This is a genomic window from Paenibacillus sp. MMO-58, from assembly GCF_037146255.1.
Lineage (GTDB): Bacteria > Bacillota > Bacilli > Paenibacillales > Paenibacillaceae > Pristimantibacillus.
This window is the reverse complement of the sequence record NZ_JBBCVY010000001.1, coordinates 1115209-1132203: the sequence shown is the minus strand read 5'-3', so window position 1 is coordinate 1132203 and position 16995 is coordinate 1115209. Positions and strand designations below refer to the sequence as shown.

At 50.8% G+C, this 16995-nt stretch carries 18 protein-coding genes; 2 read left to right on the top strand and 16 right to left on the bottom strand.

Annotated features, from left to right (window positions below; translation table 11 throughout):
- Positions 1 to 22 precede the first annotated feature (22 nt).
- The 3 genes from WFJ73_RS05210 to WFJ73_RS05200 all read right to left on the bottom strand — a co-directional run bounded on the left by WFJ73_RS05210 (position 23) and on the right by WFJ73_RS05200 (position 1311).
- On the bottom strand, positions 23 to 532 hold the full coding sequence (locus WFJ73_RS05210; RefSeq protein WP_336772009.1) for a hypothetical protein: 510 nt from the start codon (positions 530 to 532) through the stop codon (positions 23 to 25).
- 76 nt (positions 533 to 608) lie between these two features.
- The gene (locus WFJ73_RS05205) at positions 609 to 797 is read right to left on the bottom strand and encodes a DUF896 domain-containing protein (protein WP_336772008.1); all 189 of its coding nucleotides are present in this window, start codon (positions 795 to 797) and stop codon (positions 609 to 611) included.
- A 151-nt stretch (positions 798 to 948) separates the two neighbouring features.
- Entirely contained in the window at positions 949 to 1311 is a 363-nt protein-coding gene (locus tag WFJ73_RS05200; protein ID WP_336772007.1) for a LysM peptidoglycan-binding domain-containing protein, read from the bottom strand.
- Positions 1312 to 1480: 169 nt separating this feature from the next.
- Here WFJ73_RS05200 and lexA point away from each other — a divergent pair, with 169 nt between their 5' ends.
- A complete protein-coding gene (lexA, locus tag WFJ73_RS05195; protein ID WP_127491293.1) occupies positions 1481 to 2101 on the top strand; it encodes a transcriptional repressor LexA in 621 nt (206 codons plus the stop codon).
- Between the two features lie 82 nt (positions 2102 to 2183).
- Positions 2184 to 2420 carry a PspC domain-containing protein gene (locus WFJ73_RS05190; RefSeq protein WP_336772006.1) on the top strand — a complete coding sequence of 79 codons (237 nt, stop codon included), beginning with the start codon at positions 2184 to 2186 and terminating at the stop codon, positions 2418 to 2420.
- A 41-nt stretch (positions 2421 to 2461) separates the two neighbouring features.
- Here the strand turns inward: WFJ73_RS05190 and glnA are convergent, their stop codons facing one another.
- From glnA to mutL, 13 genes are all read right to left on the bottom strand, one after another.
- Positions 2462 to 3790: a type I glutamate--ammonia ligase gene (gene glnA, locus WFJ73_RS05185; protein WP_336772005.1), complete on the bottom strand. Its 1329-nt coding sequence runs from the start codon at positions 3788 to 3790 to the stop codon at positions 2462 to 2464.
- Positions 3791 to 3901: 111 nt separating this feature from the next.
- Positions 3902 to 4312 (bottom strand): MerR family transcriptional regulator, encoded by a 411-nt coding sequence (locus tag WFJ73_RS05180; RefSeq protein ID WP_015844216.1) that lies wholly within the window; start codon positions 4310 to 4312, stop codon positions 3902 to 3904.
- Positions 4313 to 4389: 77 nt separating this feature from the next.
- Entirely contained in the window at positions 4390 to 5682 is a 1293-nt protein-coding gene (locus WFJ73_RS05175; RefSeq protein WP_336772004.1) for a methionine gamma-lyase family protein, read from the bottom strand.
- A gap of 43 nt (positions 5683 to 5725) precedes the next feature.
- Complete coding sequence (hflX, locus tag WFJ73_RS05170) at positions 5726 to 7015, bottom strand: GTPase HflX (RefSeq protein WP_336772003.1); 1290 nt, start codon at positions 7013 to 7015, stop codon at positions 5726 to 5728.
- Positions 7016 to 7037: 22 nt separating this feature from the next.
- Complete coding sequence (locus tag WFJ73_RS05165; protein ID WP_336772002.1) at positions 7038 to 8018, bottom strand: AAA family ATPase; 981 nt, start codon at positions 8016 to 8018, stop codon at positions 7038 to 7040.
- Between the two features lie 120 nt (positions 8019 to 8138).
- Positions 8139 to 8798, bottom strand: coding sequence for a YdcF family protein (locus tag WFJ73_RS05160; protein WP_336772001.1), 660 nt, complete (start codon positions 8796 to 8798; stop codon positions 8139 to 8141).
- Entirely contained in the window at positions 8795 to 9346 is a 552-nt protein-coding gene (locus WFJ73_RS05155; protein ID WP_015844211.1) for a DUF402 domain-containing protein, read from the bottom strand. Before WFJ73_RS05155 ends, WFJ73_RS05160 begins: the two co-directional genes overlap by 4 nt.
- A gap of 216 nt (positions 9347 to 9562) precedes the next feature.
- A complete protein-coding gene (locus WFJ73_RS05150; protein WP_336772000.1) occupies positions 9563 to 10177 on the bottom strand; it encodes a peptidylprolyl isomerase in 615 nt (204 codons plus the stop codon).
- Between the two features lie 17 nt (positions 10178 to 10194).
- Complete coding sequence (locus WFJ73_RS05145) at positions 10195 to 12777, bottom strand: PBP1A family penicillin-binding protein (RefSeq protein WP_336771999.1); 2583 nt, start codon at positions 12775 to 12777, stop codon at positions 10195 to 10197.
- A 154-nt stretch (positions 12778 to 12931) separates the two neighbouring features.
- A complete protein-coding gene (gene hfq / locus WFJ73_RS05140; protein WP_015844208.1) occupies positions 12932 to 13174 on the bottom strand; it encodes an RNA chaperone Hfq in 243 nt (80 codons plus the stop codon).
- Positions 13171 to 14178, bottom strand: coding sequence for a tRNA (adenosine(37)-N6)-dimethylallyltransferase MiaA (gene miaA, locus WFJ73_RS05135; RefSeq protein ID WP_336771998.1), 1008 nt, complete (start codon positions 14176 to 14178; stop codon positions 13171 to 13173). Before miaA ends, hfq begins: the two co-directional genes overlap by 4 nt.
- The gene (locus WFJ73_RS05130) at positions 14159 to 14950 is read right to left on the bottom strand and encodes a class I SAM-dependent methyltransferase (RefSeq protein WP_336771997.1); all 792 of its coding nucleotides are present in this window, start codon (positions 14948 to 14950) and stop codon (positions 14159 to 14161) included. The genes miaA and WFJ73_RS05130 overlap by 20 nt, the downstream gene beginning before the upstream one ends.
- Positions 14947 to 16989, bottom strand: a complete 2043-nt coding sequence (gene mutL / locus WFJ73_RS05125) for a DNA mismatch repair endonuclease MutL (RefSeq protein ID WP_336771996.1) — start codon at positions 16987 to 16989, stop codon at positions 14947 to 14949. The genes WFJ73_RS05130 and mutL overlap by 4 nt, the downstream gene beginning before the upstream one ends.
- Positions 16990 to 16995: the final 6 nt, after the last annotated feature.

The following is a 16995-nucleotide window of genomic DNA, read 5'->3' as shown; positions in this document are numbered from 1 at the left end:
GCATAACTCTCCTACTCTTTTTCTATTTTTGTTCAAAAGGCAAATTGTGTGTTTTGGCGAAATCCTGCAGTCTGCTGCTGATCTCATCCGTTGGATAACGGTTAAGCAGCCGCGAGAATACCCAGTTTGCGCCTTTTTGCTGCATGATCACTACAGCTCCGTTTTGAACGCTGATCCCTTTAATGTTGGTTACATGCAGCTGCTTGTCCCCCGTCATTTTACGGGTCTGGATATAATCTTTGCCGATTGAAATGTAAGGACGGCGCAAGAAGAAAATAAGCGCCAGGAAAATGTAGCAGCCGATCGTTACCCAGAACATAGACGTAGGCTCAAAGGATGGATCCGTCGTAACGAAAACGGTATACATACTGATCAACAAAATGAGCACAATCGGGAATATGTAGTTGCGGCCGGTAAAACGGTCTACCTTGGGTTTAGATGAAGTGCCAATCTGCGATGCTCCATGCTTTTTACGCGCTTTGTTAATTTGGTTCGTATTTTTGCGCACTTTGCGCTCCCATGTGCGTGACAAGCTTATTCCTCCTATTGTATATTGCAAGCGCCGTTCATGGAACGGCGCCAACGCTAGCTATATAAATGTAAAGCCATTAGTGAGCAACATCGTTAGGATCGCCGTCTACAATCTCAATCGTATCCAACTGCTGGCGGAAATTCCTTTTGAAATTCTCCAAATATTTCTGACGCAATACGGCACGTTCCGCTATTTCCTCTTCGGTTAAACCTACCGTTTTATTTTTACGGGATAATTCGTTAATACGCGCGATGACTTCTTCCACTGCCTTCACCTCATTTGCTTATTACTCATCCTTCTTACCTATTTTGACTTTTAACGCGAGCAATTGTCAAGGCAATGATAGAAGAATAAGAAAAGGACAGGCAATTTCGAACATCCTGTGTCCGAATTGCCTATCCTTCCGATTATATAGCCTATTTAGGAATAATTAACACCTGTCCTGGCCGTAGCTCGACCGAGCTTAATTGGTTGCGTTCCTTAATCTTGTATATGTATTGTCTGATGTCCTTGGAGCCCTCAGTAAAACGATCTGCAATCCCCCACAACGTATCTCCAGCCGTTACGATAACCGTTTGCTCATTCGCTGCAGCCTCTTGAATATGATCGGACGATGCATTCGTACGCATCATAAGGAAACTTGTAAAGAGAAGAATGAACACTGCGGCACACACAATAAGTTTAAATGCATGACGTTGAAGGTGATGTCCCCGCGATTTGAACGTTTTAGCAGTTTCTTCATTATGGATACTTTTATAAAAAGATGGATTCATGATCATTATTATCGCTCCCCGAACGTTTGTTCTGTTTTCTTATGTCCTTAGAATAACACGAACAAATGTTTGTAGTCAATAAAAAATGCGAACTTTTGTTTTTAAGAACTTATGTTTGTACGAACTCCGGTTCTATGCTATAATTTTCTTCAAATAGTATATTGGAGTGATTCACGTGTCTAAGATTTCGAACCGCCAGCAGTCGATTCTTGAATTTATTAAGAATGAGGTTCGGGACAAAGGATACCCGCCTTCTGTTCGCGAAATCGGCGAAGCGGTTGGCCTGGCGTCAAGCTCCACCGTTCATGGCCATCTGGATCGGCTTGAGAAGAAAGGCCTGATCAGACGAGATCCAACGAAACCTCGGGCGATCGAAATTTTGGATCAAGACGGTGTTGACGGCATTATCCTCCCCGCTGTGGCTCAAGTGCCAATCGTCGGCAAAGTAACGGCAGGCGTGCCGATTACGGCGACTGAGAATATTGAAGAGTACTTCCCGTTATCCGCACACTTCGTAGGCGACGATGAGGTATTTATCCTGAATGTCATTGGCGACAGCATGATTGAAGCCGGTATACATAACGGCGACTATGTTATCGTCCGCCAGCAGCAAACCGCCAACAACGGCGATATTGTAGTAGCCATGACGGAAGATGACGAAGCGACGGTTAAGACCTTCTACAAAGAGAAGGATCATATCCGCCTTCAGCCGGAGAACTCCACCATGGAGCCAATCCGTTTGAACAATGTCACCATTCTTGGTAAGGTAGTTGGCTTGTTCCGTGACTTCCACTAATCCGTTCGAATAAAAGAGGCTGTTCCCGCTAATCCGATTTGCATTCGGTTAGGGAGAACAGCCTCTTTTTATTTACCTGATTATGGTATTATCGTATTACTTGTTGGTAACGAGGTGGTTAAGCGTGAAGAAGAAATTAACGAGGTCCGTATTCGATAAATCCATAGCCGGAGTTTGCGGAGGAATCGCCGAATACTTCAACCTTTCATCCTTGTTTGTTAGACTTCTTTTCCTTCTCTTTATCCCCTGCAATCTTATCGTCTACATCATTCTTGCGAACATTATTCCCGTCAGCCCTCCGACTTTATATAGGAGATAGAAAAAATCCCTTGACGCTTAGAGCGCCAAGGGATTTCCTTCCTAGTACAGCGTCAGATACTGATCGCGTTCCCATTGATGGACTTGTGTTTTATACATGTCCCATTCAATTTCCTTCAGCTCATAGAAGTGAGCCAAAGCATGCTCGCCTAGTGCTTCGCAGATAACGTCGCTGCGGAGCATTTCGTCGAGTGCTTCCTTCAGATCGGAAGGAAGGCTTGGCACGCCTGATTCCAGGCGCTCTTCTTCCGTCATGATGTAGATATTACGGTCTACAGGTGCCGGAAGGGCAGTTTTGTTCTTGATGCCGTCAAGGCCGGCTTTCAGCATTACGGCAAGAGCGAGGTACGGGTTAGCAGCCGGATCCGGGTTGCGAACCTCGATACGCGTGCTAAGGCCGCGGGAAGCCGGGATACGGATCATTGGCGAACGGTTGCTCGCCGACCAAGCTACGTAGCAAGGGGCTTCATAACCTGGAACCATCCGTTTGTAAGAGTTGATCGTAGGGTTCGTAATAGCCGCCATCGCACGCGCATGCTCCAGAATACCGGCCATGTAGTAACGTGCGGTTTGGCTAAGACCCAGACGATCCTTCTCTTCATAGAATACGTTAGTGTTGCCTTGGAAGAGCGATTGGTGACAGTGCATACCGGAACCGTTTACGCCAAACAGCGGTTTCGGCATGAAGGTAGCATGGAGGCCATGCTGTCTCGCAATCGTCTTAACAACAAGCTTGAACGTTTGAATTTGGTCTGCGGCTTTGATCGCGTCCGCATATTTGAAGTCGATTTCGTGTTGGCCGGGAGCAACCTCATGGTGGGAAGCTTCAATCTCGAAGCCCATCTCTTCCAGCGTCAGTACGATTTCACGGCGGCAGTTCTCGCCCATGTCCATTGGCGCAAGGTCGAAGTATCCGCCTTGGTCATTCAGCTCGGTTGTAGGCTCTCCGCGCTCATCCGTCTTGAACAGGAAGAATTCCGGTTCCGGACCAACGTTCATTGCCGTAAAGCCCATTTCTTCCGCTTCTTGCAGCGCACGCTTCAGAATACCGCGCGGGTCGCCCGCGAACGGAGTGCCGTCAGGCATATAAATATCACAGATCAGACGGGCAACGCGGTCTTGCGCAACCCATGGGAATACTACCCAAGTATCCAGATCAGGGTATAAGTACATGTCAGATTCTTCGATACGAACGTAACCTTCAATGGAAGATCCGTCAAACATCATTTTATTATCTAATGCTTTATCCAGCTGGCTTACCGGAATCTCTACGTTTTTGATCGTACCGAGTAAATCGGTAAATTGAAGACGGATAAATCGAACGTTCTGTTCCTCCGCAATGCGTTTAATATCCTCTTTTGTGTAGCTCACAGCATTCATCTCCTTCAAAAGAATTGTGAAGCAATTCTTGCTTCGGAAGCATACGCTTAAAGAATTGCGAAGCTATTCTTACTTCGTAAGCATCAGCATTAATAGGACATGCTAGCGCTTGTTCAAGAAACGGGACAACTGACCTTGAATAAGCGAAGCCTGGCCTGGACGTTTCTCCAGCAATTGCTGCTTGAGAAGGCGGTGCAGCTGCGCGTCGGATAGCTCCTTGCGCTTCACTTCGGACTGCTCGCTTACGATTGTTGCATCGTCCGATTCTTTTGAAACCGGATTCATGACTTGCTTAATGCCGGCGATATTAACGCCTTTTTCGATTAACGCCTTAATTTCCAATAACCGTTCCACGTCATTAAAAGAGAACAGTCGCTGGTTGCCCGCCGTTCTGGCGGGAACGATCAATTCATGCTGCTCATAATAACGAATTTGACGCGCCGTTAGATCCGTCAGCTTCATTACGATACCGATCGGAAATAAGGCCATGTTTCTACGAATATCGTCACCCATGTCGCATCAACCTTCCAGTCGCTCATTTATATACCTATCATAACGCCCTACCAAAAACGTGTCAAGTTGTGTTAGGTTTAATTACGTTTAATTATGATAAGCCCGTTGTTTATGAGTCGACGTAACGCTGTGAGAACACCAAACTTCGCATGGGCAAACGTCAAACCGCCTTGCATATAAGCGATATACGGCTCGCGGATAGGTGCATCCGCAGACAATTCGAGACTTCCGCCCTGAATAAACGTCCCGGCCGCCATAATAACCGGGTGCTCATAACCCGGCATGTCCCATGGCTCAGGCACAACATGCGAATCCACCGCCGCAGCCTTCTGAATGCCCTGTACAAAAGCGATCAGCTGCTCCGCACCGCCAAAACGTACGGCCTGTATGAGATCTGTACGGGGCTCGGACCAATGCGGTTTCGTTTCAAAGCCAAGCTGCTCGAACATAGCCGAAGCAAATACGCTTCCCTTAACAGCTTGTCCAACCAAATGCGGTGCCAGGAACAAGCCCTGATAAATACCTCGCAGCGTGTCCAGCATCGCTCCAACTTCGCCTCCGATGCCAGGCGCCGTAAGACGGAAAGCGGCTTGCTCCACTGCTGCGGCAGTACCAACGATGTATCCCCCGGTCGAAGCAAGACCGCCTCCGGGATTTTTAATAAGCGAGCCCGCCATGAGATCAACCCCAACCTGGGTTGGCTCAAGAAGCTCCGTAAATTCCCCATAACAGTTATCAACAAATACAAGCACGTCCGGCTTAATTTGCTTCACGCGCTGAACCATTTCGCCAATCTCGGCAACGGTAAATGACGCTCTCCAGCTGTAGCCTCTCGAACGCTGAATGCCGATAACCTTCGTCCGCTCGTTGATGCTGGCTTCAATGCCAGCCCAATCCAGACTTCCGTCCTCGCGCAGAGCCACTTCGTTATAGCGGACGCCCCAATCCTGCAGAGAGCCTGTCCCGTCTCCGGGCTTGCCGATCACCTTGTGCAGCGTATCATATGGCTTACCTGTAATGTACAGGAGTTCATCTCCCGGCCGGAGCACGCCAAATAACGCGCACCCGATGGTGTGCGTACCAGATACGAAATGGGGACGCACAAGCGCCGCTTCTGCTCCAAATACATCCGCGTAGACCAGATCTAGAACTTCACGGCCTCGGTCATTGTAGCCATACCCCGTTGAGCCGGTAAAATGAAAATCGCTGACCTGATGCCGCTGAAACGCACGGATCACCTTCCACTGATTTTTTTCGGCGATGCGGTCAATGGAACGAAGCTGGCTTGCAGCCAGCTCCTCCGCTTCGTCCGCTAATTTCTCAAGTTCATTCCATACGGATTCGTTGTCTTCTTGCGCATTGTAACTCATTCTAAGCCTGTCTCTCCCTTAAGTTAACGTAAACCTTATTCTATTATTCAATATACGGTTGAAGCTTATAACCGTTTTGTTCGTATGCCTGACGGCTTACCTGTACGGTCAGACGCAAGGATTCGCCATCCTCGCTCACTTCATTGCCCACGACTTCCCCGCTGCGGTAAGCAAGCGCAATGAGATCGCCGCGATCGGCCGGCAGGATAAACGCAACCGTGTCGCCGGTCAATTTATCCTGAATTTTATTTCGCACCAGCTCGAGGTCCTCTTTTTGATAAGCGCTGATAACAAGCGTATCCGTGCCCGGCGTCGGCAATTCCACATGATTTTCTTCGCAAAGGTCTTTTTTATTGTAGATCGTTAAGCTAGCTGTTCCAGCCGCTCCAAGATCGCCAAGAATTTGATCCACGACTCTCATCTGCTCCTCGCGCATTGGCGAGCTGCCGTCAACGACGTGGAGTACCAGATCAGCTTCCAGCACTTCCTCCAGCGTCGCGCGGAATGCCGCAACAAGGTCATGAGGAAGGTTCTGAATAAAACCAACCGTATCCGTTAGCACGACCTCACGGCCGTTCGGCAGCTCCAATGTACGGGATGTCGGGTCCAGCGTGGCGAACAGCTGATTCTCCACATAGACGTCAGCGCTTGTCAGTTCCCGGAGCAGCGTAGATTTTCCTGCATTCGTATAGCCTACGAGCGCAACCTGAATAACGCCGGATTTCTTCCTTCTCTCCCGGTGCAGCTTCCGGTGGCGAACCACTTCATCGAGCTGCGCCTTCAGATCGGAAATACGGCCTCTAATATGACGTCTGTCTGTCTCGAGCTTGGATTCACCCGGACCTCTCGTTCCGATCCCGCCGCCAAGCCGCGACAGATTCTTTCCGTGGCCTGATAACCGCGGAAGCAAATAGCTGAGCTGGGCCAGCTCAACCTGAATGATCCCTTCGCGTGTCTTGGCCCGTTGCGCGAAAATATCCAAAATAAGCTGCGTCCGGTCCACAATTTTCAGATCCAGCGTTTCCTCCAGATTCCGAACCTGCGCACCGGACAGCTCTTGGTCAAAAATCGCCGTTGTTGCTCCCAACTCATCGGCAATCGCTCTTAATTCTTCGACCTTGCCCTTGCCAATAAACCATTTTGTATCGGGGGCTTCTTTATTTTGCACCATCGTAGTCAGCACTTCGGTTCCAGCCGTCTCGGCAAGCGCAACCAGCTCCTCGAGCGAATGCTCCGGATCGCTAATGCCGCGCTTAATATTAGGGGTAACCAGGCTGACCAATACTGCTCGTTCCAGCATCGTAGCTGTCGTATTAAATGTTTTTTCTCGCATGTTTGCTCCTTCTAGAGTGGAGTTATTTCGTTTCCCATTTGAAGTCCTCCGGCTTGATCGCCATCAGCTCCTGCTTGGGGGGAATACTGTTGGAATATTGGTTCAGCAGCCTGACAGCCTGGTAACGGATCGATTTCTCAATAATATTCCGCACGTACCTGGCATTGCTAAACGAAAATATGTCGCTCATCTTCTCTTGAATCAAATGCTGCCTTAACTTAAATATGGACTGCGGCATTAAATTATAATCGCGTTCCTTTGCCATAAGCTCGGAAATTTGAATTAATTGATCAATCGAATAGTCCGGGAAATCGATTTGGATCGGAAAACGCGAAGGCAGACCGGGATTCGTCAGCAAAAAATGATCAATCTCCGCCGGATATCCCGCCAGAATCAGCACAAACTGATTGCGGTGATCCTCCATCGCCTTCACGAGCGTGTCAATGGCCTCCTTGCCAAAGTCCTTTTCTCCACCCCGCGCAAGGCTGTACGCTTCGTCCACGAACAGAACGCCGCCAATCGCTTTCCGTACCATATCCCGCGTCTTCTGAGCCGTATGCCCGATATATTCGCCAACCAGATCAGCCCGCTCCACTTCGATCAGATGCCCTTTCGAGAGCACTCCCATCTTCTGGAACAGCTTCGCCACTATTCGGGCTACCGTTGTCTTGCCGGTTCCGGGATTCCCCTTAAAAATCATATGATACACATGGGAACCGCCGGACAAGCCGGCCTCCGAACGCATGCGGGTTATATATAAAAGCGCATAGACTTCATAAATAAGGGCTTTTACATTGTCCATGCCCACCATCGGCTCAAGCTCTTTCTGAATATCGGCAAAATGGTCTCCCGGCGGGAGCGGCTTGACGGCTGGCAAAGGTTCATTATCCACTACAGGCGCAGAAGCCGTCATTTGGACCGGTTCCTGGCTTCTCAACACCACATTAATTTGACGGGACGGCCTTGCTCCGTTATTCGATCCCGACATGACATGTCCGCTCATCTATTGCATCACCTATCCTTCGCACCGTCACTAGCGTTTGGCATGCCGGTAAGATAAGCCCGGCATATCCCGCTTCTAACAAGTGTATTCTAGCGGAATCGGTCATATTAACAGATTTTATTACGGATAGTCAGGAGAACGGTAACCGAAATGCAGCAGGACGGCATCCACCTTCCACTTGGCGTACGCCAGTACTTCGCGCGACTGGTTCTTAAACGGACTCAGCACTTCGGAATGAAAGGCGGCGGCCTGAACGTTCTCGTAATCGAGATAACGGGCCATCTCCATCGCTCTTGGCGCATGATAGTCATGAGTCACGATCAAAAGCTTGTTCAAGTCATGCTCTGCGGCGATTACTTTACTATTCAGCAGATTCTCGTATGTACTTCGCGCCGCATTATCCAGAAGCATCTTATCTTCCGGAATTCCCTTGGCAAGCAGATAGACCCGCATCCCTTGCGCTTCGGTCAGCTTGGATCCGTTGCGGTCAAGCCCTCCGCTCAAAATCAGCATCTTCACCTTGCCTTCTTTGTACAGCTTGTCCGCAAAATCGAGTCGTTCTTTCAACGCCGGACTTGGCTTGTCCGACCACAAGGAAGCGCCAAGCACGATAGCGGCATCAGCTTGTTCGACCGGCTTGGAATCGTCATAACCGTTAATCAGCCATAACAGGTACCCACAGCACAATACCCCTAACAGACATAATCCTACAAAGAGACGAAACAGGAGCAGCCCGCGCCGTTTGCGTGACTTGCTCCCCGTCTGAACGATACTTTTCATGATTCTCTTAGCTCTCTCTCCGTCAAGCTTTTGCGATGCTTCAAGCTGAGCGTGAAATACCGGAACCTGCCGTTCCGGATACTGGAAAGCAATCTTCCTGCTGTTTTGCGGGCGAGCGCCGCTTCTTTCCCCGTTACCTCTCCGTCACGGAGAGCTTCCTCCAGCTCATCCTCATCGAGAAGAAAAACTTCCCCGCTTGGCAGTACAACCACGTCTAGATAAAGGTCGTCAAACCAAGGCACATGCTGATCCGTCAGCCCTTGTGTTTTGCAAATATCAATGTACCATTGCACCACTCGGCCTTTATCGTCAAACATCGTTGTTACGACAAAATGCTCGCCGCGCGGAAAATGCTGCATCCATAAATAACCGCGGTCTGCCAGACACAAACGCCGCCCGTTGTATTCCTTCCATAGCGGCTCACGCAACTCATGAATCCGGTAGAACGTGACAAGACCTTTGAATTCATCATTGTCGAGCGCCAGACAATTGTAGCTTTTGCGTATAATGCGACGCCAGTTTGCCCGGTCCGAAAATTTTCGTTTCATACGGAACGTACCTTTCCGTTGAGATAAGCCTGTAAAACTTGGCTTTCGATGATGATGGATAGCGTTGTAAAAAGCTTACCATAACTTAACGCTCATCTCCACTACGCATGAAAAATAAACCAAGCTTTCCACGGGATTTAGGTGCAGGCCGGGCAAAAAACAAAAAACGGGACATAGCGGACGAACCGCTATATCCCGTTGATACTAGCCTATTCCTTACGTTTCCACGATTGTAACCGATTCGATAGTAACCTTTTCTTTCGGTACATGCTTGTCATTCACCGGTGTCTTCGCAATTTCCAGAACCGTATCCATACCGCTGTCTACCTTGCCAAAGATGGAATACGTAGGCGTCTGGTTCAAATTCAAAGAGTCAGGACCGGTACAGATAAAAAACTGGCTGCCTCCCGAATTCGGTTTCCCGCTGTTCATCATGGCCATGATACCCGGCTCGAATTTCAGGCTGGTATCAAATTCATCCGGTATCGAGTAGCCGGGATTGCCTGTTCCATCACCCTTCGGGTCTCCGCCTTGAATCATAAACGATTCGATAATGCTGTTAAACGTAAGTCCGTCGTAATAACCGTTACGCGCGAGAAACACAAAATTGTTGACCGTTACCGGCGATTCCTCCGCGTAAAGCTTTACGGTGAAATCGCCTTTGCTGGTCGAAAATTTCGCGGTGTATTGCTTGTTTAAATTGATCGACATCTCCGGCATCTTATCCCATTTCAGTCCGGACGAGCCGCCGGATGAGCCGCAGCTGGTTAACAATACGGCTACTGCTGCGATTATGATGATGCTCCAGCTAAATTTCCCCAGCTTGCCCATACCCTAAGTCCAGCTCCTTACGCTTTGCCGCCTGCACTTCCGGCTTCGTTTTTGTCAGTGGTTCCCTTGCCCGTTACCGTTCCGTTACCGGTGCCCGGATCGGTCGATTCGACCGGTGCCCCCGCACCTTGGTCAGGGCCCACAGTTCCGTTGCCATTTCCGTTGCCTGTTCCGTTCCCGTTATTTCCGGGACTCGGCGACACCGTACCTCCGTTGCCAGGCGACTCCGATTCAACCGGCTGATTAGGATCCGTGGATGGCGGAGGCGATACTTCTCCTCCGTTATTGCCATTGCCCGGAAGCTCGCCGTCAGACGGCTGATCCGGCTCCATAGGCTGCTCCGGTATATCCACTACGGTCTCCGGCACGTCAATCGTAATCGTCTCCGAAGGCTTGCTTTCCTTATCTTCTTCCGAGTTATAGGCAACAACGTAGTATTGATACTTCATGCCCGGGAAGACGGTCATATCGTCTACCGTATTGTTGGCTACGTCCACGAATACGGAATATTCCTTCTGTTCCGAGTCTTTGCGGTATACGCGATAGGTTACGCCTTTGCTGTTCTCCGGCGCAGTCCAGGACAGCTGAACCTTCGCCTGGTCTTCCAGGAACACTGCATTGAAGTTTGTAACCGGTGCTTGTTCCTTCACTTCCTGCTTGATGCCTTCAGGCTGCTTGAACGAAGATTTCGGTACGTTCTTCATCGCCTGTTTCATTACTTTGCCGAACATTGCAGCAGCCTGCGAGCTGCTCTTCTTGATGACATGCTGCTTATCGGTTTTATCATAGCCCATCCAGACGGCAGCGGTCCATTCCGGCGTGTAGCCCACGAACCAGGCATCCCTGTTCGCGCTGGAGTTAAAGTTAGGAATGCCGTGCTGGGATGTTCCCGTCTTGCCGGCTACCGGACGGTCGATTCGCGCTCCCGTCCCCGTACCGCCGCTTTCAAGAACGGTCTGCATCATCTGAGTCATATACCAGGCTGTCTCCGGCTTCATCAGTTGCTTCGACGCCGGTGCGCGATACGTATAAACCTTCTTGTTCGCTGCAGTCTCAATCTTCGTGATCGTGTGAGGATCAACCGATTTGCCGCCGTTTGCGAATACGCTGTAGGCTTCCGCCATTTGCATCGGCGTTACCCCTTGCGTCAGGCCGCCAAGAGCAATCGCAAGGTTGCGATCTTCCGGAGCCAGCTCAATTCCAAGCTTCTTGGCAAAGGCAATACCGTTGCTGATACCCACCTGATTAAGCGTCCATACGGCAGCTAGGTTGCGGGATTCCTTAATCGCCTGCTGCATAGTTACCGGCCCCGCTCCATGAGGATCCCTTGGACAATAATCTCCGAAACATTTTTGCGAATCCTGATTCAGGACCGTCCAAGGATAATAATCCCCGGTTTCGAGAGCCGGGCCGTAAGAAACGATAGGCTTAAACGAAGAGCCGGGCTGGCGCTTCACTTCGACGCGGTTTAAGCCCTTGCGGACGTAATCCCGGCCCCCGGCCATCGCTTGAATCGTGCCGTCCCGGTGATCCATGATAATCATGGCGCCCTGCGCCTTCTGATCATCCGGACTCTTCTCGAAGTTGCTGTCGTCCGCGAATTCTTTCTCAACCGCTTGCTGCGCCGTCGTGTTGAGAGACGTATAAATGCGGTAGCCGCCGATACGTAGCTCATCCTCGGTCATTCCAGGCATTACTTTGATTGCCTCTTCTATCGCATAATCCACAAAAGCTTTATATGGATCGCTTTTCTTTTGATCGATGTTAGCCGGCGGCTCATAAACGACCGCTTTCGCTTCTTCCATTTCCTGCTGCGTAATCAGTTTTTGATCATACATCAGCTTCAAAACGACAGCCCGCCTTGTCATGGAAGATTCGGGGTCATTAATCGGATTGTAACGGTTTGGCGCTTTAGGCATTCCCGCAAGCGTTGCAATCTGCCACAATTTCAAATCCTTGAGATCCGTATCGAAGTAATAATTCGCGGCGCCTTTAATACCGTAGATCCCTTTACCGAAAGTAATCCGATTCAGGTACATCGTCAAAATTTCCTGCTTGGAATATTTATTCTCAAGCGCTACCGCAATGGAAGCCTCCGTCGCTTTGCGGAAGAAGGTTTTGTCCGCGGTCAGAAATATATTTTTCGCCAGTTGCTGGGTGATGGTACTTGCGCCTTCCACTTTGCTTCTGGCGATAACGTCCTTCACGACGGCGCGTCCGATGGAGAAAAAGTCAATCCCGGCATGCTCGTAGAACCGCTGATCCTCCGTTGCTACGAAAGCATCCAGGAGCAGCTTCGGCATTTCGTCGTATTCGGCAATTTCCCTGTTCGCGCTTGCGTCGTAAAGCTTCGTAACCTCATTGCCGTTTGCATCATATATAATCGACGCTTCGCCGAGCTCAAGTTTATCCGCATTTTCAGTCAAGATCCGTTCGCCGTTCAAGGTAATAAACAAATAACCGATGATTCCGCAGACGATCGCAAACACGATGGTGAAGAAAAATGCGAAGAACCATTTACGGGGCGTCATTCTTTTCTTTTTCTTGACGGTCCCGCGCTTCATCTCCTTTTGTTTGCTTCGTCTTGGTTGTTCAGCCATAAGGTTCCCTCCAGTTGTTCCAAAATCTGTTTCTCTACCCTTAAATATACCCCGGAATGAAAAGAACAACCCTGCTGGAGCGGGTTGTTCTTGCCTTCCGCTATCAAGTTAAACGTTACCTGCAAGTAGAAGGTTTCACAAATAACGTTACGTTCTATGCTTCCGAAGCACTGTTGTCTTGCATTAATGATACGTTACGCTGCGGAGTAAACGTCGAAATCGCGTGCTTGTACACCATTTGCTGACGGCCTTCGCTGTCAATGATGATCGTAAAGTTATCGAACGCTTTAATAACGCCTCTGATCTGAAAGCCGTTCATTAAGAAAACCGTAACCGGAATGTTGTCTTTGCGCAGTTGGTTCAAGAAAGTATCTTGAATATTGATCGATTTGTTCATTGGACGTTACCCCCGTCTAAAAAAGATTGATTAGAAGTATATTCAAGATTGACTTGAAACTTTCCTGCTATTATACCATGAATCCGCCGTAAATTGTTGTGAAAATTTTCCCCCATGTCGATCCATTCGATATCCTTCATGTGCCTGAACCAGGAAAGCTGGCGTTTGGCGAACCTTCTCGTATCCCTTTTCAACAGCTCTGCCGTCGCCTCAAGCGAACATTCGCCGCGCAGGTACATGACAATTTCCTTGTAGCCAAGCCCTTGCATGGCAAGGCTGTCCTCCGTCACGCCGCGGTCCAGCAGTCCTCTTACTTCCTCGACGAGTCCATCCTCCAGCATTTGATCAACCCGCTGTTCGATACGCGAGTAGAGCACTTTTCTATCCATAGTCAGACCCAATATACACAATTCGTAGGGCGATTCTTTTTTCTGTCTTTCCAGCTGGTCCGACATCATCTCGCCGGACAGATGAAAGATTTCAAGCGCGCGGATAATACGGCGCTGGTCATTCGGATGCAGCCGTTCGGCAGACTTCGGATCTACCTCCGCAAGCCTCGCGTGAAGAGCTTCCGCGCCGTGCTCTTCCGCATAACGCTGCTGCTCGTCCCGAAATGCGGGATCTGAGCCGTTTTCGTTAAATTCAAAGCCATAACAGACGGATTCAACGTAGAGTCCGGTACCTCCTACGATAAAAGGAAGCTTGCCTCTAGCCGAAATATCGGCAATCGCTTCCCTGCAATGCACCTGAAAGTCGGCGACCGAATAAGCCACATCCGGCTCGCAAATATCGATCAGATGGTGGACAATTCCCTGCCGTTCGGCGAGCGGCAGCTTGGCCGTGCCGATATCCATTTCCTTGTACACCTGCATCGAATCACCGGATATAATCTCGGCGTTCCATGCTTTGGCGAGATCGAGGCTGAGCTGTGTCTTGCCTACAGCCGTCGGTCCTACCAAAACAAGCAGCGGCTGCTTGCGTTCCTTATTTGCTGCTTCCTGCAACCTCTATCACTCCATAAGCTATTTTCGACGTATTCACATGCCGCCGTTCGAATCCAAGCCGTTCGAATTCCCCGCTCTCGCGGTGCTCCTTCATTACGACGGTCTTGCGCGCGACCCTTATTGCTTCCTGCACGGCTTTCTCCGTCAACGCGCTGTCGTTAGCCAGCTTGCGCAGCGGCTCCAAGGCGCTGGATTCATGAATCGGCTGGCGGAACATCGGATCGAAATAGACGATGTCGACGCTATTGTCCGGAAGCCCCGCCAAATATTCGGCATGATTAACGTTAATCATGTTGATTCTGCGCAGGGCTGCGTCCACATCCGGCAAGCCGGATTGATAGCCGGCCAAGCCTTCGCGCACGACCGCGCACAAGATAGGCTCGCTTTCAATGGCGGTCACCGATCCCGATTCGCCTGCCGCATACGAGAATACAAGCGAATCGGCGGCTAGCCCCGCGGTGCAATCTATGACGCGGTCTCCCGGCTTGCAGCCCGTCAGGTCAAGCAAGGGATCGCTTTCTCCGCGCCGCAGTCTTTTCACCCTTACAAAAGCCATGCTGGGATGAAAATAAAGCGGCGACTCCGTCTGACCGTCGTAATAGCGGACTTCCCTTTCCGTCACGACAATCAGACGGATTTCCTCCATCCTCTCCGCCATCTGCCGAAGCGTTTGTTTGCCTCGCGAAACATACGGAGCGGATAGCTCTCCCGCAAGCCGTCTGGCGGTCGCTAATGCCCGCTGAGAAGGCTTGTCGGAGGTTGTTACGATCATGACATCACCCGTTTAAACATTTTTTCTAGCTGATAGGTCGAAAGATGAACCACAATCGGACGGCCGTGCGGACAGGTATAAGGCTGATTGCAGGCAGCAAGGCGGGCCAGCAGCGCTTCTCCCTCTTCCCGGGTCTTCCGGTCGTTGGCTTTAATCGAAGCTTTGCAGGAGCACATAATGGCTGCTTTTTCCCTGAGCTTCGCGATATTAATGGACTTGCGTTCGCTTAACAGCAATTCCGCCATTTCCTCGATAATGGCCTGCTCCTCGCCTTGCGGGAACCATTCCGGATAAGCGCGAACAAGAAAAGTCTGAGCTCCGAAGGGCTCCAGCTCAACGCCGGCTTCCAGGAATAAGTTGATCATGCCGCGCAGCTGCTCCGCTTCTCCGGAGGTAAATTCCAGGGTGAGCGGAACCAGAAGCTGCTGGCTTGCCGCTTGCGGATTGCCGAACTTCTGGAAGTAATACTCGTAATTAATGCGTTCATGCGCCGCATGCTGATCGATCAAATACAATCCTTCTTCAGCCTGTGCCACAATATACGTGCCATGAAGCTGTCCGATCCAGTACAGGTCCGGAAATGCCGGCGTACCGTCCGGCCGCTCGTTCGCCTCGCCCGCAGGCGGCTCTGATTCTGGCGCCGGAGGCGGTGCTGCCGTTTCTTCCGCCGCCTGAAGCGCCGGGGCGGCTTGCTCCCATGGAGCCGCTGCTTCACGCACGGATTCTTCGCGCTGCTCGGCAGGCTTGTACAGACGTTCCATCGCATCCTTCGGCACGTAATCGCGCTTCGGAAGCTGCGGGAAGGAAGAATTATGCGATGAGCCCGTGCTGGCGGCAGACGTTGACAATTCGGCTGGCTTGCCTGTGTTAAAGCCGCCTCCGGGCGGATTAGAAGAGCCGCCCGGAGCTCCGGATCCGCCGCCAGGGTTGGATAGGCTCCGTTCCTGCCCCCAAGGCATGGAAAGAGGATCGGGCCGGTGGAAGGAAATCGCATCCTGTACGAACAGCGGCTTCTCCCGCTCCTGCTTTTCAGCCGGCCCCGGAATATGCCGTACCTGTCCAAGCGCTCCTTTTACCGCCTGCTCTACCAACGTTCTAAGCTCGTTTTCCTTACTGAAGCGGACTTCCATCTTGGAAGGATGCACGTTCACGTCAAGCAGGCTTGGATGCATGCCGATCTCCAATACGACAATCGGGAAACGGTTGATCGGAAGCAGGGTATGATACGCCTGCAGGATGGCCTGATTAACCGCATGGCTGCGGATATAGCGGCCGTTTACGATCACGGTCATGCCGTTGCGGTTCGCCCGCGTCAGCTCCGGCTTCGATATAAACCCGCGCAAATCGTAATCGGAAGTCTCGCCTTCCACCTTCAGCATCGCCTTAGCCGTATTCGTTCCATACACGGCCGCAATAACTTGCAGTCTATCGCCGGTGCCAAGCGTCCGAAGCAGCACCGAGCCGTTATGCTTCAGCGTGATCGCTATTCCCGGATGCGCCAAGGCAATCCGGTAAACGTAATCGGTTATATGTCCAAGCTCCGTCTGGATCGCTTTCATGTATTTCAGCCTTGCCGGCGTATTGTAAAATAAATCCCGCACCGACATATCGGTGCCTTGAGGAGCGTTGGCAGGCTCATTCGCCGTAACCGTTCCGCCTTCTATTAATAGGCGCTGGGCCAAGCCCGTCGAATCGATCGACGACACGCATTCGAGCCGCGATACGGCTGCGATACTCGGCAGAGCCTCGCCGCGGAAGCCAAGGCTTGCGATTTTGAACAGATCGCTGCTAGACGAGATTTTGCTCGTGGCATGCCGTTGAAACGCGGTTTCCATATCCGCCGGCTCTATGCCCGAGCCGTTATCAGTGACCCGAATAAACGACAATCCGCCTTCTTCGATCGTAATATCAATAACGGAGCTACCGGCATCAATCGCGTTCTCGACCAGCTCCTTGATGACGGACGCAGGCCGTTCCACAACCTCGCCTGCCGCAATCTGGTTGGCAAGCTGCTCATCCAATACCTGGATTTTCCCCATGCGAAC

Excerpts from the sequence above, each read along its gene's own strand:
- WFJ73_RS05200 (WP_336772007.1), bottom strand. The coding sequence starts at position 1,311 with ATGATCATGAATCCATCTTTTTATAAAAGTATCCATAATGAAGAAACT.
- WFJ73_RS05190 (WP_336772006.1), top strand. The coding sequence starts at position 2,184 with ATGGTATTATCGTATTACTTGTTGGTAACGAGGTGGTTAAGCGTGAAG.
- WFJ73_RS05180 (WP_015844216.1), bottom strand. The coding sequence starts at position 4,312 with ATGGGTGACGATATTCGTAGAAACATGGCCTTATTTCCGATCGGTATC.
- WFJ73_RS05175 (WP_336772004.1), bottom strand. The coding sequence starts at position 5,682 with ATGAGTTACAATGCGCAAGAAGACAACGAATCCGTATGGAATGAACTT.
- hflX (WP_336772003.1), bottom strand. The coding sequence starts at position 7,015 with ATGCGAGAAAAAACATTTAATACGACAGCTACGATGCTGGAACGAGCA.
- WFJ73_RS05165 (WP_336772002.1), bottom strand. The coding sequence starts at position 8,018 with ATGAGCGGACATGTCATGTCGGGATCGAATAACGGAGCAAGGCCGTCC.
- WFJ73_RS05160 (WP_336772001.1), bottom strand. The coding sequence starts at position 8,798 with ATGAAAAGTATCGTTCAGACGGGGAGCAAGTCACGCAAACGGCGCGGG.
- WFJ73_RS05155 (WP_015844211.1), bottom strand. The coding sequence starts at position 9,346 with ATGAAACGAAAATTTTCGGACCGGGCAAACTGGCGTCGCATTATACGC.
- WFJ73_RS05150 (WP_336772000.1), bottom strand. The coding sequence starts at position 10,177 with ATGGGCAAGCTGGGGAAATTTAGCTGGAGCATCATCATAATCGCAGCA.
- WFJ73_RS05145 (WP_336771999.1), bottom strand. The coding sequence starts at position 12,777 with ATGGCTGAACAACCAAGACGAAGCAAACAAAAGGAGATGAAGCGCGGG.
- hfq (WP_015844208.1), bottom strand. The coding sequence starts at position 13,174 with ATGAACAAATCGATCAATATTCAAGATACTTTCTTGAACCAACTGCGC.
- WFJ73_RS05130 (WP_336771997.1), bottom strand. The coding sequence starts at position 14,950 with ATGATCGTAACAACCTCCGACAAGCCTTCTCAGCGGGCATTAGCGACC.
- mutL (WP_336771996.1), bottom strand. The coding sequence starts at position 16,989 with ATGGGGAAAATCCAGGTATTGGATGAGCAGCTTGCCAACCAGATTGCG.